Annotated in this window: 9 protein-coding genes; 4 read left to right on the top strand and 5 right to left on the bottom strand. The window is 63.8% G+C overall.

Annotation, left to right across the window (positions count from 1 at the left end):
- Nucleotides 1-20: 20 nt before the first annotated feature.
- Nucleotides 21-494, bottom strand: a complete 474-nt coding sequence (locus HPY44_05060; GenBank protein NSW55360.1) for a hypothetical protein — start codon at nt 492-494, stop codon at nt 21-23.
- A gap of 208 nt (nt 495-702) precedes the next feature.
- On the opposite strand from HPY44_05060, the gene HPY44_05065 reads away from it, so the two are divergent.
- Together HPY44_05065 and HPY44_05070 are read left to right on the top strand one after the other, a co-directional pair.
- On the top strand, nt 703-3,690 hold the full coding sequence (locus HPY44_05065; protein NSW55361.1) for a hypothetical protein: 2,988 nt from the start codon (nt 703-705) through the stop codon (nt 3,688-3,690).
- 98 nt (nt 3,691-3,788) lie between these two features.
- The gene (locus tag HPY44_05070; protein NSW55362.1) at nt 3,789-7,256 is read left to right on the top strand and encodes a hypothetical protein; all 3,468 of its coding nucleotides are present in this window, start codon (nt 3,789-3,791) and stop codon (nt 7,254-7,256) included.
- Between the two features lie 31 nt (nt 7,257-7,287).
- Here the strand turns inward: HPY44_05070 and HPY44_05075 are convergent, their stop codons facing one another.
- Nucleotides 7,288-8,787, bottom strand: coding sequence for a PQQ-binding-like beta-propeller repeat protein (locus tag HPY44_05075; protein NSW55363.1), 1,500 nt, complete (start codon nt 8,785-8,787; stop codon nt 7,288-7,290).
- 94 nt (nt 8,788-8,881) lie between these two features.
- Between HPY44_05075 and HPY44_05080 the strand changes: the two genes are divergently transcribed.
- Nucleotides 8,882-10,855, top strand: a complete 1,974-nt coding sequence (locus HPY44_05080; protein ID NSW55364.1) for a hypothetical protein — start codon at nt 8,882-8,884, stop codon at nt 10,853-10,855.
- Between the two features lie 286 nt (nt 10,856-11,141).
- A complete protein-coding gene (locus tag HPY44_05085; GenBank protein NSW55365.1) occupies nt 11,142-13,259 on the top strand; it encodes a thioredoxin domain-containing protein in 2,118 nt (705 codons plus the stop codon).
- Nucleotides 13,260-13,352: 93 nt separating this feature from the next.
- On the opposite strand, the gene HPY44_05090 is transcribed toward HPY44_05085, so the two are convergent.
- From HPY44_05090 to HPY44_05100, 3 genes are all read right to left on the bottom strand, one after another.
- A complete protein-coding gene (locus HPY44_05090; GenBank protein NSW55366.1) occupies nt 13,353-14,288 on the bottom strand; it encodes a Tad domain-containing protein in 936 nt (311 codons plus the stop codon).
- 282 nt (nt 14,289-14,570) lie between these two features.
- A complete protein-coding gene (locus tag HPY44_05095; GenBank protein ID NSW55367.1) occupies nt 14,571-15,221 on the bottom strand; it encodes a response regulator transcription factor in 651 nt (216 codons plus the stop codon).
- Complete coding sequence (locus HPY44_05100; protein ID NSW55368.1) at nt 15,199-17,049, bottom strand: HAMP domain-containing protein; 1,851 nt, start codon at nt 17,047-17,049, stop codon at nt 15,199-15,201. The genes HPY44_05095 and HPY44_05100 overlap by 23 nt, the downstream gene beginning before the upstream one ends.
- Between the last annotated feature and the right edge of the window lie 21 nt (nt 17,050-17,070).

Genomic DNA, 17,070 nt, shown 5'->3' on the forward strand with positions numbered 1-17,070 from the left:
GCGGAAGTCAAGATGCTGCGTCACACCGAGCCGTCCCGGGGCTCGGAGTCTGTGCGGCACAACTGACGCGCCCGCGGGCAGTAGAGCGTGAAGCCGAAGGCTACCGCCGACAGGGCGAAGGCGCCGATCAGAAAGAGCAGTACGGGATGCAACTGGCTGTCGAACAACCGGGTGCCCAGGAGCCAGCCGAGAGCGCCGCCCAGCAGGTTTATGAGACAGCCCAGAGTGCCGCCATAGCATCGTTCTTCAGTGGTGGTCTTGCGCACGAACATGCAGGACACCATGGCGCCTATCCAGATACCTATGAGCAGGGCAGCGATGAGCCCGATGACCGTGAGTGTGCTGCGGTCTGCCCCGAGGCTGACGGTGTCCAGCAGTTCGCTTCTGTCCAGCAGCAGCCAGATGGCTCCTGCGGCTACCGGCCCTCCGACAAGGGCGCCCAGTGCGGCGTGCCGAAGCATCCTCGAGCAAAACAGCGCATCGTCCTCATTCACGGCGAACCGCCTCTGTTGAACTACAGACGCAGGTACTCCCGCGGGTGCACAGAGCGCAGTATCTACTTCGATAGCAGGCGTCCGATTCCTGCACGTGATGCGGATGCGGAGGGCAAATGAGACCGACCAGCGAATTAGTGCATACTAATGGCAATTGGTTCTGTCACCACAGACAGCAGATTTCGCCACCGGGAGACGTGGTCCGACTATGCGCCTGAACGCTTTCATCATCGTCGCAATACTGTGCAGCCTGAGCTTGAGCATGCCCGGGTTTGGGGAGGGCCTCGTACGCAATTCCGACTTTTCGGAGCAGGACGCAGCGGGAAAGCTGCCTGCCCACTGGAACATGGATGCCGCTGCCCGGGCGCTCTACTCGAACCCCAATGATGACGGGCACAGCGGATCTTTCTCAATCCGCTATGAATCCTTGAACGCCGCGCCTGCCGGCCTTGTGACGCAGACGGTGGCGGTCGAGCCGAATACCGACTACGTCCTCACCGCCGCGCTGAAAAGCGACGGCAAGGTGAAGCCCTTCGTGGAGGCGCTGGTGGAGGGCACCACCAACCGCGCCGCCGGGGTGATCTCCGACGGCACCACGACCTGGAAGATTTTCTCGGCCCGCTTCAACAGCGGCGAGGCGCGTGGCCTCGTGGTGCGCGTCTTCGGCGACCGCGAGATGGCGAGCACCGGCACATCTGTTCCGGGCAGGTCCGGTGTGGACGACGTCCAGATCTACCTGGCGGCGGACGCCCCAGCGGAGATGCGCCCCGCCGACCTGTTCGAGCCGCCGGGTCCCAATGTGGCGCTGGGGAAGAGCTACACCCTCTCGCCGGCCCCCAACTATGGCTATTCGACCGATCCGGATGACCGCGTTCAGCTCACGGACGGGATCTACACGGTGGGCTACTTCTGGACCCAAAAGACCACTGTTGGATGGTCCAACGCGGTGCCGGCGATCATCACTATCGACCTTGGGGAGATATTGCCTATTGCCGGGCTCTCCTACAGCACCGCTGCAGGGGTGGCAGGGGTCACCTGGCCGGCGAGCATCGGGGTCCTTGTCAGCGATGACCAGGCCCAGTGGCGGCGGGTAGGCGACCTGGTGGAGATGGGCACACGCAATGGCGCTCCCCCCAGCGACGGCTACCGTCAGTTCCGCTTCGCAACGGGCGACCTCAGGACCCGGGGCCGGTATGTTGCGCTGGTCGTCGACTCGGCGCCGTACTGCTTCGTGGATGAAGTCGAGGTCTACCTGGGACCTGACGAGCTGATGACCGCGGAGCTTACGGGGCCGGTGGTCGCCAATCCGAAGGAACATTTCACCGAAATGCGCGTGCGGTCGGCATACACCTGGCGGATGCGGGCGGATCTTGCAGCGGCGCGTGATGCCGTAGAGAAGTCCGACCTACCGGCAGATGAGAAGGCGACGCTCTTGCAGGAGGCTGACAAGATCGCGGCAGAGATGCCTGCGGTGGTGCAGGATCTGCCATCCGACTTCACCACCGTCCTTCCGCTGAACCCGTTGCATGCCCGGACCTATGCGCTCAACGCTCCTGTCCTGCGGTCACGCGGCCTGCCGCGCTTCTCGGTCTGGCAACGCAACCGCTGGGACATGCTGGCACCCACCGACGCGCCGGATGCCCTCGAAATCGCACAGACGCCCGCACTGTCGGTCAAGATGATGCGGGGCGAGTACCGGGCCGAGACCTTCAATGTCACCAATGCCTCGGACAGCGATTTCGACCTGAACTTCTCGATCGAGGGGCTTCCGGGCGGGTCGAACCCCGATTACATCAGCGTCCGCGAGGTACTCTTCACGGACACACGCGATCGCCGACCTGTCGCCGCTGCGCTTCCTGATGCCGCCCGCACCGAGAGCGGCTACAAGGTGACCGTGAACGCCGGCTGCTCAAAGCAGGTCTGGCTGTCCTTCAACCCGCGCGATGTGGACCCGGGTGAGTATGCGGGAACCGTCAAGCTGTCGGCCATGGTAGACAGTGGTATGCGGACCGGGGAGAAGGTGCTCGAGAACGTGACCGCGGAGCTACCGCTGTCCCTGGAGATCGCCCCCTTCGACTTCCCGGAAGAGGTGGACATCGCTGTCGGCGGCTGGGACTACACCAACGGCATGGGGGCTTACGATGTGACCCCCGGCAACATGCCCATGTTCATCAACAATCTGCGGGAGCACTTCGTCAATACGCCCTGGGCAAACGCCGGTGTCATGCCCTCCCAGGCTGAGTTCGACGCCGAGGGCCGGCTGACTTCGGAATTGGACTTCGCCGCCTTTGACGCCTGGGTGGAACGCTGGCCGGATGCTCGCTACTACTGCGTATTCATGTCCGTCGGCGACTCGTTCCACGGGGAGAAGATGGGCACCGACAGGTTCAACCGCATGGTCGGCGACTACTTCCAGGTGTGGACTTCGCACATGGCCGACTTGGACATTGACCCGGGCAAGCTGGCGGTGCTGCTGGTGGACGAGCCCCACCAGGCGTCCCAGGTGGAGACCATCATCGCGTGGGCGAAGGCGATCCAGGCCGCTACGCCCGAGGTCGTCATCTGGGAGGATCCGACCTACAAGGACCCGCGCGAGGCGGATATGGAGATGTTCGAGACGATGGACGTCATGTGCCCCAATCTGCCGATGTTCATGAGTGGTACTGAGGAGGCCCGGCAATTTTACGTGGACCAGCAGGCCGCCGGCCGTGAACTGTGGTTCTACTCATGCTCGGGGCCGGCGCGGCTGCTAGACCCGTATTCCTACTACCGCGGGCAGTTCTGGTGGGCGGTCGAGTACGATGCGAAGGGCTCGCACTACTGGGCCTTCGGTGACGAGGCGCAGTCCGGCAACTCCTGGAACGCCTATCTGGCCACGCGGAACCAGTACTCGCCGCTGTTCATCACTCCCACCAGCATCACCGACGGTAAGCAGATGGAAGCGATCCGCGAGGGCGCCCAGGACTTCCAGTATTTCGTCATGCTCCGTGCGCGGGTGGAAGAGCTCGAGGCTGCAGGCAGGCAGGGACCGCAGCTCGAGGCTGCGAAGGCGCTGTTGGAGACGGGGCCGCGCCGGGTGATCGACGACATCAAGATCGGCACTCTCGGCTGGGGCGAGGACAAGGACCGCGGCGTGATGGACCGCGTGAGGCTCGAGGTCCTGGATGCGCTCACGGAATTGGCTGAAGCGAAGTAGCACCCGGAAATCCGTGCCTGGGTCAGCGACCGACATGGGCGGCGGGTGTCGAGTAGTGAGCAAAGACTCCGCCTGCAATCCTCAACGGAGGCACTCACATGCGCCTGTGCATAGTGCTTTATCTGGCCACTGTCACCTTCTGCGGGCTCGCCGCACCCACCATCTTCTGGGCCTCCGACCCCGTGGGACCGGACGATACGGTCCTGGTTTGCGGAGATGGTTTCGGCGAGGCGCCGGTGGTCGAACTGCGGGGGTTTGAGCGCCTGCTGTCTCCGGGGTCTCTCGGCGCTAGCTGGCCCGCGGATACGGTCAGACCCGAGGTCATCCACCCCTCCGACCAGACCCTGAAGTTTGTCATCCCGGCTGACCTCGCCGGTCCCGTCTACGCATTCCGGGTGATCGGGCCGGACGGGCCCTCGGCTCCCTGGCCGCTGAATCTGCCGACGGTGTACTGGGTACAGGGCGACCAGGGCACCAGCGCATCCCCCGGTGGTTGGGTGCGCATTTTCGGTCGGTGCATCAGCAAGCCCCCCGACGAACCCACTGTCACGCTTCAAGGTGGCGCCCTCGGCAAGCCTCTGAAGGTGGTGCCAACCCACTCCCAGTGGGACGTCACCGCGCAGATTCCCGAAGACACGCGCCCGGGAGAGTACACGCTTGAGCTGAATAGCGGTCACGGTTCGGCAGCTCGCGGCAGGGAGCTCTTGCGCATCAGCGTCCGGGTCCCTGAGGTCTGGCCCGAGCAGGTCTTCAACGTCATGGACTTCGGCGCCTCCGGCGACGGCCAGCCCCAGGACGATGGCGCGGTGCGCGCGGCACTGAAGGAGGCCGAGAAGAACGGTGGCGGCGTGGTGTACTTCCCGCGTGGGCGCTACTACATCATGGGGACACTCAACATCCCCACTCGCACGGTTCTCCGGGGTGAAGCGGCGAAGCTGTCCTGCCTCTTCTGGCCGGACAGCGATGAGGCGTACACGCTGGTGCAGGGGACCCACCATTTCGGCCTGGAGGACCTCACGCTCTACGCCAGCAATCATCTCCACTGCATCGCCGGCGAAATAGGGACACCTGAGGCCGGCCACACCTTCTTGAGGCGAGTGACTGTTCGCGCAGACATGTACCGGGGGCATCTCACCCAGGAGCAGGTGGCAGACCGGATGCGCGCAGCCATGCGCCTGTCCACAGGCGGTGGCGACACGGTGCGTCTCGGCGGTGAGAACGTGGAGATCATCGGCTGCGACTTGTACGGCTCCGGGCGCTCGCTTTACCTGCTAGCGGCCAGGGGCGCCCGGGTATCCAACAATGTCTTCTACAATGGCCGCTGGGGCTGGTACTGCCTGGACGGCTCGGATGGTCTGATCCTCGAAGACAACGTCATCACCAGCGCGGACCTCATGTCCACCGGCGGCAGCCTCAACTGCTACACCACCGCGCGGTCGCAGAATGTTTGGTATGCCCGCAATCGCCTGGAGCGCGCCCATGGATGGGATCGCGAGGCAATGACTTCGGACGCGGGATACGGCGCGTTTTTCGGGAAGGCGGTGGAAGTCGGCCCGGACTGGCTGGTCTTGGACAATGACCCGGAATGGCGCCGCAAGAAGGACTGGACCGGTGGCGGCGTATTCATTCTCGACGGCAAGGGCATGGGCCAGTACCGGCAGATTGCGAAGTACGAGGGCCGCCGGGTGGAGCTGGATCGTCCGTGGGATGTGGCTCCGGACACGAGTTCAACCATCACGATCACCATGCTCCAGCACCGGTACCTGTTCGTGAACAATAGCTTCGAGGACGTGGGCATTGCGCTCCAGTACTACGGGACTTCCATCGACCACGTGGCCTCAGGCAATACATGCACCCGCGGCGGCGGATTCTACAATTCCGGTCGCTGGTACCGCCACTTCCAGCCAAGCTGGTACTGCCAGTTTCTCGATAATATGATCGACGAGGGCAACTGCTATCGCTTCGGGCCCAACAACTCCACGAACTCCGGGCTCTCATTCATCGGTTCGGAGGGCCTGCAATCCCAGGGTGGGCAGGCGCCGCTGGCTCTGTGCAGTGTGCACCGCCGCAACCAGCTTCTGAACAACGCGGAACTGCGGTTCATCGGCGTCAGCAGAGACTTCCCAGGCCTGCGAGACGCGGTGGCCGAACACAATCTCATCGAAAACTCGCCACGCGGGATCTTCATGGACGACGGTTGCCGGGGCGTGCTCCTGCGGGAGAACACTTTCACCAATGTCGCCGATGAACTCGTTACCCCGGCGATGATCGCGGCGAAGCTGCAAGCCCAGCGGGCCGCGCTCATCGATCTGCAGGACCCGGTGCTGGTGCTGAATTTCGACGAGACCGCGGGCGGCAGTGTGCCCGACCAGTCGGGGCACAACTTCTCGGCAGTGCCCACCGGGACTATCGAGTATGAGGCCAGCCTGTCCGGGAAGGCGCCGCGTTTCGACGGCTCGGCGTACTTCATGGTGCGCGATCGGCAGATGCTCAAGTTCCCGCGCATCACGCTGTCCGCGTGGGTCTGGCCGGACCAGATCAAGGGCCGCTGGGGGGTGCTGGCCAAACGCAGCCGGGGTTCCGCCGCGCCCTATGTGCTGGCTCTGCGCGAAGGCGGGATCAGCTTCGAGGCCACCGACACCGAGGGCAAGTGGTCGTACAACATGACCACGAAGCCGGTCATTACGCCGAACGCATGGAACCACGTGGCGGTTACCTGCGAGGAAGGCGTGGGCATCCGCGTTTACTGCAACGGACAACTGGTGGGCGAGAAGCAAGTGACCGGGAAACTTGTGGAGACCGACGACATTCTCACCATCGGTTACGAAAACTGGGGCGGTCCGGAGAGTAAAGCAGGAGAGTCCGGGAACTTCCGCGGGCTCATCGACGAGGTGCGCGTCTGGTCGCGCATCCTGTCGCCCGAAGAGATCGCAGCCCAGTATGAGTCCCTCAAGACCCAGGCTGCGCAGGACGCTGAACGCCGCGAGAAGGAGCGCGCGGCGGCCGAGGAGCTATCGAAGCGCTTCGCCACCGAGATCGTCTCAGCCGGCGGCGTCAACTGGAAGCTGGTCGTGGCCGACGATTTCGAGCGCGCCGACATTGGGGCCGACTGGAAGACACTGCGCGGCAAGTGGACCGTCGTCAACGGCACGGTGCAGTGTAAGGACGTGTCTTTCCTGGGGCTTGCGAGGAAGGTCAAGGCTCCGGTGCGCATCGAGTACGACGCGCGCTCCCAGCACCCGGGAGACCTGACCGCCTTCTGGGGTACGGAGCGAGACGGCTACCAGGGCGGATACTTCATTGGGTTCGCTTCCAACGGAAACACAGCCAACAAGATCCTGCGGCTGGGTGAAGATGTGGTCTCCAACGAAAGGCCCAACGCGACGCCGGGAAAGTGGCACCACATCATCGCCCAGGTGATCGGGGATCGCGTGCAGCTCATCGTAGATGGCGAACTCGCGCTGGAGTACAGGGACCCGAAACCGCTCACAGACCCCGACATGCCGGGTCTCATCGCCTGGGGTGAAGGCGAGTTCGACAACGTGCGCATCTACTCCGGGCAGTAGGTTTGCCCCTGCCTCGCAAGGAAGTTCGCGGCTACCTCAAGCCCGAGGTTACCGTCTGCGCGGTCTCATACCGTGCGCGGCCCACTGCAGTGATGTGGCGATCATGCGCGCGATCCTCCCGTCGACGCCGAGGTCGGTATGGGGGAAAGGCAAAGGGCTCAGGATGAGCGCGCACAAGGCGGGCGAACCCCAGTTGGGCATGGCTGGATCCCCGGGTCGGTGAGCAGGGAAGAGGAGTGCCCCCCGGTGCGGCCTGAGTACCCGGCCCCAGGCAGACCAGGCGCCCCTCCGAATTCTTCGCATACAGGCATCCGTTGGCGATGGTGACATGGGGCCAGCAATAGCCCTTGAGCAGGCCGTTCTGCGAGGCAAGCTCCCGGTAAGACTCCCACGCGCGCGAGACGTCCACCAACACCAACCGCCCGCGGCCCAGCACGACGAGTCGGCCGTCGGAGGTGACCACGCACGAACTGTCGTCGCCGAACCTCCCGCCGGACCAGATCGGCTCGCCTGTCTCCCAGTCCAGGCACCAGAGCTTCTGCCAGGCGTGGTACACGCGGCCTTCGCGGAACACCGGGCTGCAGACTTTGCTGTATTGGGGCACTGACCAGACTTCGCGGATGCCGCCCGCACTCACGTGCAGCCGGGCGATGCGGCTTATGTTGTATCCGGACGTCACCACCACCGAATCCCCCACCACCAGCGGGGTAGCGATGCCGTTGGCGAAGTGCGTCTGCCAAGGGTATGTGGCCAGCGTCTTGCCCTCATTGCCGGGGTCAAGGCGCGTCACGAGCACGTTGTGAAGGGTCAGCACCACCACGCAGGGGATGCCTTCGACGATGATGGGCACCGGGCTGCCGCTGTGGCCCGCTGGGTCTTTGCATTCCGAGTACCAGAGAGGTTGGCCGGTGTGCTTTTCGAAGCTGACCAGGTTGCCCTGACCGCAGCCCACTTCGACCAGCAACTCTTCGCCCAAAACTAACGGGGATGACGTGTAGCCATAGTCCCGCTGGCCGCCTCCGACGTCGGGCCGCATGGGAACCTCATATTCTTCGTACAGATTCACGCGCCAGATAAGCCTGCCATCCTCAGCGGCCCGGCACTGGAGGTCGCCGTCGATGCTGAGGGTGAACAGCAGGCCCGAGTTGATATCAAGGGTGGGCGTGGACGACGGCCCCTTGTAGAAGACCTCGTCGCCCCGGTGATAGCGGCCGTACTCTGCAGACGGGCTGCTCTGCTGCCAGACGACCTCGCCCGTAGCGGCGTCCAGGCAGTGAATGGTGTCCCTCCCGTCGCGCCACCCTGTTGCGAAGAGCTTCCCTCCCGCGATGATGGGTGAACTTGCACCGACGCCGACGGAAGCCTCCCAGCGTTGCTCTATCGGCCACCGGGTGCCGTCCCATCCCGATGGCTCGTCGACGCTGCCATCCCTGTCGAGCCCGCGCCAGTGGGGCCAGTCTGAGCCGAAGCCCACACTCGCAGCAAGGATGTAGACGGTGATCATGAATGACAGCGATCCTGCCTTCGACATGCGCGCCTCCTGTGGATCGGGGCCTGTACAGATTGCAGGACTCCGGGCCGCGACGGTGAATTGCCCGGCATCACGGCCTAACGGGAGACCACAGATGGCAACCTTCGACCTTTCACAACTGGACTGGCATTGGCTGGGCTGGCGTCCGTGGACCTGGAAACTCTTCACATCTATGGAGACGGGACGCCGCCTGCACAATGATATCGGCCCTGTTCCCGCTGTGGTGCCCGGAACCCTTCAGGAAGCACTGTTCCGGGCCGACCTGCTCCCCGACTGGCATGTGGGCATGAACTCGCTGGCGTGTGAGTGGGTGGAGCACCGTCACTGGGAGCTCACGACGGTCTTACCCGGGGCTGTTGCAGCTGACGCCGAGAGAATCGTGCTTCATGCGGGGGGCCTTGATTACTCAGGCTGGGTATTCATAGATGGCGAGCAGGTGGCGGAGTTCGCCGGGGTCCTGAAGCCCACGGAGATCGATCTGACAGAGCAATTGGCCGACGGGGAAGATCACCGCCTGCGCATCATCTTCGACACTCCGCCGCCGGAACAGGGGCAGATCGGGTTCACCTCGAAGTCCCGGTACTTCAAGCCACGGTACAACTACAGTTGGGACTGGTGCCCCCGGTTTGTGCCCATCGGGACTGTGGGCTGCCTGGAGTTGCGCACGGATCTGGACGCGAGCTTCCGACTGGTGCGCGCCTGGACGGACCTTGCGGGTGACCTGAGCGCAGGAACCGTGAATGTCACCCTCGCTCTGGACGATGCGGCTCCGGCAGGCTGGTCCGTGCAGTTCACCGTCCTGGACGGCGATGCACCTGTGGGCACCCTGGTGGTCCCACTGGAGCAAGGCGAGCGACAGGTACGCATGGAGGATCTCGTGGTCGAGCCCTGGTGGCCCAATCTCCACGGCCCGCAGAAGACCTACGCGCTACTATCGCAGGTCCGCGATGACTCCGGCGCTGTGCGCTGGGAAGACCGTCGCAACATCGGGTTCCGGCGCATACGCTGGATTGCCAATGAGAATGCGCCTGAGGACGCCATGCCGTGGATCTGCGAGGTCAACGGACGCCCCAACTTCCTGCAGGGCGTCAACTGGTCGCCCATCCGCATGGCCTGGGCGGACACCACCCCTGAAGAGTACAAGCGGCGGGTGGACCTGTACAAGGAGATGGGCTGCACCATCCTCCGGGTCTGGGGCGGCGCGTACCTGGAGACGGAGACTTTCTATGACCTGTGCGACGCCGCCGGGATTCTGGTCTGGCAGGAGTTCCCGCTGTCTTCTTCCGGGATTGACAATTGGCCGCCGGAAGATGAGCAGGTTATCCGGGACATCACGGGCATCGCCGAGTCATACATCAACCGCCGGGCCCATCACCCGTCGCTGTTCATGTGGTGCGGGGGCAACGAGCTTCAGGGCACCCCGGACGGGGGGAAGACCGGGTGTGGCCTGCCTGCGCCACCGGACCACCCGTGTCTCGCCGCGCTGGGCGAGGTGGTGGCGCGCCTTGACCCCACCCGCCGGTTCCTGCACACCTCCGCCAGCGGTCCCACTTTCTACGCAAACCCGGAGAACTTCGGCAAGGGCATCCACCACGAGGTGCATGGTCCCTGGGGATTCGACGGGAACATGGACGGCTTCAAGGACTACTGGAACCGCGACGATGCCCTCTTCCGGGCCGAGGTCGGGGTCCCGGGAGCAAGCGATGAGGCGCTGATCCGTCGGTACTATCCTGAAGGCGCGTGGTGGCCGCCGACCAATGACACCTGGGCGCACTCCTCGCTGTGGTGGCTCATGTGGGAGACTTACGGACATCTTGGTCAACTGCGGCCCCATCAGGCTCTGGCCGAGTATGTCCGGCAGACCCAGGAGATGCAGGGCGAAGCCTATGCCTGGGCTGCGGCGCGCTGTAAGGAGCGATTCCCCCGCTGCGGCGGGTTCATCATCTGGCACGGGCATGACTGCTTCCCTTGCGCCGTGAACAACTCGATCATCGACTTCGAGGGCAACCCGAAGCCCGCTTACTATCGAATCAAGGAGGTCTTCCGGGCGGAAACCGGCGGAGACTGACGTGTAACCTGCATGTGGTGAGGGCGCTGTCCTCCTCGGCAGTGCTCTCACCCCAACCCACCTGGCGGGGCCTGACGTGGCGCCCCGACCTCCCCCCCGATTGCCTGGTCTGCGCTTCACCCCCCTGCTGCCCCCTTCCCGCCGGATCTTCTGATTCCCCATATAAACTTGAGGTTGGACAGTTCCCTTCTGTGTATAATCTAATTATATAGTGATGCGTTTGTGCATTCGCGGGCTCGCCGGGGTGCAGGCGCAACCGCAGGTACACAGCACAGGAGTGGGTCATATGACGGACTCGGGACATGCCGGTCACCAGCCGTCCCAGCCGAATCACCTTGCAGGTGAGAAGAGCCCATACCTGCTCCAGCACGTCCTCAATCCCGTCGACTGGTATCCATGGGGCGATGAGGCCTTTGAGAAAGCGCGCCGTGAAAACAAACCCATCTTCCTGTCAATTGGCTACTCCACGTGCCACTGGTGTCACGTCATGGAGCGCGAGTCCTTCGAGGACCCGCGTGTGGCTGAGTTGATGAACGAGGCTTTCGTGTCCATCAAGGTAGACCGCGAGGAACGTCCGGACATCGACAATGTGTTCATGGCGGTCTGCCAGATGATGACCGGTGGCGGGGGCTGGCCACTGACTATCATCATGTCTCCCGACATGCGGCCGTTCTACGCGGGTACGTACATCCCCCGGGCGACGCTTTTCGGGCGAATCGGGATGTTGGAGCTGATTCCACGCATCAAGCAGCTATGGCACCGGGACCGAGAGAAGCTGCTGGCGATAGGGGATGAGATCGCCGGGGCGCTCAGAGCGGAGCGGTCCAGTGCCGGTGATGAGGTCGGCGAAGGCGCGCTTGACGAGGCATACCGCGAGTTTGCGGAGCGCTACGACCCGGTTCATGGCGGGTTCGGCAGAGCCCCCAAGTTTCCGTCACCCCACACCCTTTCCTTCCTGCTGCGTTATGCGGAGCGGACGGGCGAGGTGCATGCCCGGGAGATGGTGGAGGGAACCCTCCTGGCCATGCGAAAGGGCGGAATCTTCGATCAAGTCGGCCTGGGCTTCCACCGCTATTCAACGGACCGCGAGTGGCTGGTTCCGCATTTTGAGAAGATGCTGTACGACCAGGCCATGCTCCTCATCGCCTGTGCCGAGACCTATCAGGTCACGGGAGACCCGCGCTTTGCACAAATGGCGCGGGAGATCGTGGAGTACGTCCGGCGCGACATGACCAGCCCGGATGGGGCCTTCTACTCGGCAGAAGACGCGGATAGCGAGGGCGAAGAGGGGCGCTTCTACCTCTGGACGGATGCGGAATTGCGCGAGGTGCTGTCCACGGAGCAGTACCAGCTTGCTCGGCGCGCATACGGGGTGACCCGCGCCGGGAACTATACGGATGAAGCCTCGGGCAGGCAGACGGGACGCAACATACTGCACCTCACGGACGAGCCGGAGGAGCTTGCGCGAGACCTGGGCATGGCCCCGGAAGACCTGGCGCGGGAGCTGGAGGCAGTCCGGCAGCGTCTCCTGGAAGCCCGGGGCAGGCGCGTCAGGCCGTTGTGCGACGACAAGGTCCTCACCGACTGGAACGGGCTGATGATCGCCGCGCTGTCGATTGCCGGCCGGGCGCTGGACGAACCATCCTGGATCGTCGCCGCCGAGCGGGCCTTCAGCTTCGTCGTGCACAACCTGCGCGTCCCCGGAGGACGATTGCTGCACCGTTTCCGCGAAGGCGAAGCCGCCGTGGATGCAAACCTGGACGACTTTGCCTTCCTGAGCTGGGGGCTCATTGAACTGTATCAAGCAAGCTTCAAGACCCGTTATCTGCAGTACGCACTCCAGTTCACGGAGCAGATGCTGGCGAAGTTCAGCGATCCGGATGGCGGGGGGCTCTACTTCACGGCGGAGGACACCGAAACTGTGCTCGCCCGGCGCAAGGAGTACTATGACGGCGCCATACCTTCCGGCAACTCGGTGGCCGCGCTCAATCTGCTGCGACTGTCGCACATCACCGGACGATCGGAATTCGCGCAAGCAGCACAAGGGATCATCAGGTCAACAGGGCAGTCTGCCAACGCCATGCCTTCGGCTCACGCACAGTTGCTGATCGCCCTGGACCTTGCGCTGAACAAGCACCGGGAGATCGTGGTCGTCGGCGACCCGGACGCGCCGGAGACCCAAGCGATGGTGGCTGCGACCCGTGGGTTCTTCGCCCCCCACACGGCCGTCCTGCGCATTGATCCCCGGCGCGAGGACGACGAAATCTTGGGCATTGTGCCGGGGATCAGGGCCCTGAGTCAGGTCGAAGGCAAGCCGACGGCCTACGTCTGCGAGGACTTCGCGTGCCACTCACCGGTGACAGACGCCGATGCGCTCCGGTGTATCCTGCACGGGGGCCGCTGATCCGCAAGATGCGGGCAAAGAAAAATGCCGGACAGCAGCGCGGGGGGGGCTTCCGCGCCGCCATCCGGCAAAACGTTGGATTTGGTTGGTTGACTACATCATCAGCTGGCCGGGCTTGATACCGAGAACTTTGCCGCCGGGCTTCATGAAGTCGATGAATCGGCCCTGGATGTAGCGGTCGGTACCGTTGGTGATGACGTCCTCGAGCCAGAATGCGCCAAACTTGTGGATCCTGAATCGCGCTCCGCTCCCTGTCCCGTCCAGATACTCCACGAAGGGCACGATCAGGATCCGCGGGTTGTCCACGTGGAAATCGCCGATGCCGAAAGTATCCGAGGCGTAGATGCCCTGGGTGCCGCGCTTCAAGCGTGAATCCCAGTCGTTCTTGAGCGGGCCCCGCCATTGGTCTACAGCGAGACCGGTCTTCGCCCAGACGATGTCCCCCTCTTCAGCCCGCTGGAGTTCTTCCTGTTCCAGTGAAATCGTGCCCTTGAGCGCCGCCTGGAAGTCCACGCCACCCTGGGGCTGCAGGAACCCGAAGCTGCCGGGAATGCCGCAGTGTGGTGCATCCGCCATGAGAAGCTGCACTTGCTGCCCGTACGTCACGGGCGTGGTGTACCAGATCCAGATGGGCGCGATGCACATTCCGCCAAGATAGGCGGTCGCGATGGCTTCCCTGCGCACCGTGATGCCGTTCACGCCGATAACGCGGAGGAAGTTGTACGGCACCCACTTGCTTGACGTGACCTTGAGCGCTCCGTTGCGAGGCGCCGTCCGACCGTCGCCAAGTGCGCCGCCTTCCGGCACGAAGGTCACGCTGGTCCAGTACCTGGCCCCGGTGCTGTCGGTTTGCCGGGGCACATTGGCCCATGCAGTGACCCAGGCCACATACTGGGCGTAGTCTGGTGTCCTGATCTCCTGGGCCCCGGCAAGAGCCCCGGCGTCAGCAATCTTCTGGCACTCCTGAGCCCCCAGGGCCGCGAGACCGATGTCAAGGGTGAATCCGGCGAAGGCCACTATGACAGCCATGCCGAGAATCATCGTCGCGACGACGGCACCTCGTCGCGCGTGCATTTTGCGGTTTATGTCTGCCAGGTTGACGCGGGCCACTGCTTACCGCCCCCGATCAGATCCGTCCCCCAGCCCCGACGGGCACTTCAGGCGCTAAAGTGGGCCGTGGGGCTGGGCCCAAGGCCTGTCTCGCGCCAGCGATCTGAGCCTGCTATGATGCTACCTTGAGCAGGGGAAGTTGACACTCAGGGGAATCCTGAGGGGGGGGTTCGAAATACCTTACCAGTTCTGTCGCGGTCTTTAGTGCTCGAGGGACGTCAAGCCCTCGCGGATCGCGTACTTTGTAAGGCCGGCAACCGTGTCGATACCGAGCTTTTCCATGATCTGGCGGCGGTAGGTTTCGATGGTCTTGATGCTCACGCTCAGGCGCCCGGCAATCTGTTTCGTTGCGCAGCCCTCGGCGATGAGTTGGAGAACCTCGCGCTCACGGGGGGTGAGCAGGTCGCGCGAGGATTCCTCGCCGGCATCGGCGGCGCGCACGTACTCGTCGATGACTAGGGAAGCGATGGAGGGGCTGAGGTACTTCTCACCGGCAGCCACAGTCTGGACCGCCTGGACCAGTTCCTGAAAGGCGCAGTCCTTGAGGAGATAGCCCGACGCGCCAGCGCGGAGCATCGCGCTCACAAAACGCTGGTCGGCGTGCATGGACAGGGCGACCACACCCACCCGCGCGTTGTCGGCGAGTATCTGTTCCGTGGCCTCGATGCCGTTGAGATCGGGCATCGCGACATCCATGATGATCACATCGGGGTGCAGTTCAGCGGCCAGCGCCACTGCCTGACGCCCGTTTTCGGCATGGCCCACCACCTGGATGTCCTTCGCCTTCTCAAGCAGTGAGGACAGGCCTTCGCGGAAAATCTTATGGTCGTCAGCAAGCATGACCCGGATCATCGTTTGGCTCACCTGATCCATTCTGCTCCGCTTTCAGGGGCGCCGTCAAGATAGCCCGCACTCCCTGGCCCGGCGCGCTGGTGATCTCCAGCGAACCACCCGCGCGGCGGATCCGCTCGTTGATGCTCAGGAGACCGAACCCGGTCGCTTGCTCCACCGGTCTGACTCCTTCCGGCAGGCCTATGCCGTCGTCGGCAACCTCCACCCGTACGTTGGGGCCATCGGTCTTCAGGTCGATGGTGACGGTATTGGCCTGGGCGTGCTTGACTGCGTTGGTGAGCAGCTCCCGCACCGCTTTGAAGACCACGGCAGCCACGTCATCGTCCAGGGGTTTCGGTGTGCCGTCATCCCGCAGTCGGCAGGTCAGCCCCTGGCAGAGGGGCGTATCAATCAGCCACGAAATTGCGGCGGAAAGGCCCAGTTCGCGAAGCACCGGCGGGCTCAGTTCGAAGGTGAGGGAGCGCGCCTCGCGGATGGCCTGCTCGAGAAGGCGGCTGATCTGGTGGAGGTCGTCGGCGAGATCCGCGCCCGTGTCTCCGGACTCCAGGGCTTCCACGCGCATTTTGGCAGTCGCGACCAATTGCGAGACGCCGTCGTGCAATACGTCTGCCAATTCGCGGCGTTCCCGATCTTCGGTGGTGGCAAGGTCCGCGGCCAGGATTCTGAGTTGAGACTGATAGGCGATCAGCCGCTCCTCCGTCTCCTTGCGACGCTCAATATCCTGTTCCAGCAAGCTGTTGGCCACCTGGAGTTCCCGCGAGCGTGCGGCCAGCGCCTGTTGGGCGTCTGCGAGTTGCGAGAGCATCTGGTCGAACTCCCGGGCGAGAAACCCGAGCTCATCGGTGCGCGATGTGCCGCTGCGCAGCATGAGGTCGCCTGTCTCCCGAACACTGCGGACCTGCCGCCCCAGCGCCTGAATTGGGGCGATGACGATGTATCGCATGAGAACGACCACCGCGCCCAGGACCAGCAGACCGCGGTACATCGCCGTGAGAATAGCATACCTGCCCACGTAATGCCCGCGTTGCGTGATGGTCCGGGGGATGCTTGCTCGCACGAGCAGAGCCGGTTTGCCTTCGAGGTCGGCGACAGTGCGGAATGTATGCAAGTGGTCGCCGCTGTTGGCCACTGTGATGAATTCAGGTTGCGACTGCAGGTTTGCCAGCGCCCAGCGCGACTGGGGGTCCAGGGGATGCCCGTCCAGGACGGATATTCGCAGCTGGGTTCCCGCTTGCCGGGACCAGCGATCAGCCACGCTGGCCGTCAGGTAGCGTCCCATGATCAGTGTCCCGCGCGACGGGCCGCTTGTGTCGCTGCGGCGGATCGTTCTTGCCACGAGAAGCATGGGGCCCTGTGCGGTCATCATCACTCCGGACAGGGTTCGCCCCCTGGTCCCCCCGAGCAGGGCGGGATGGTCTCTTGGCAGCTGAATGGGCGGGAACTCGGGCAGGACGATTGCGTTGGTCGATCCAGGGGCGAGAGCGCGCCCGTAGACCACCTTCCCGCTGACATCGCAGATGAATATCAGGTCCAGATGGCTGTCGATGAAGGTGGACTCGACCAGGTTCGTACGAACGTACTTCGGGTCCCCGGTCACTACGTAGTCGTAGGTGCTATCCCAGGCGGCCCAGTCCTCGCACAGGATTCCGAGCTGCCGTAATTCCTCGTCCATGATGTTGATGCAGCGAGCCATGTCGGCCCGGGCCCAGTCCCGCTCCAGCTCGTGGAAATGGGGCATGATGAGCCGCTGTTGGGCCACATAGTCAATCGCGGCCTGCACCAGAACCAGCGCGGTCAGAATTGCCACCATCTTGGCGGTGAGTGACAAGTGTGCCCCCGCTCCTCCCTG

The organism is Armatimonadota bacterium (genome assembly GCA_013314775.1).
Lineage (GTDB): Bacteria > Armatimonadota > Zipacnadia > Zipacnadales > JABUFB01 > JABUFB01.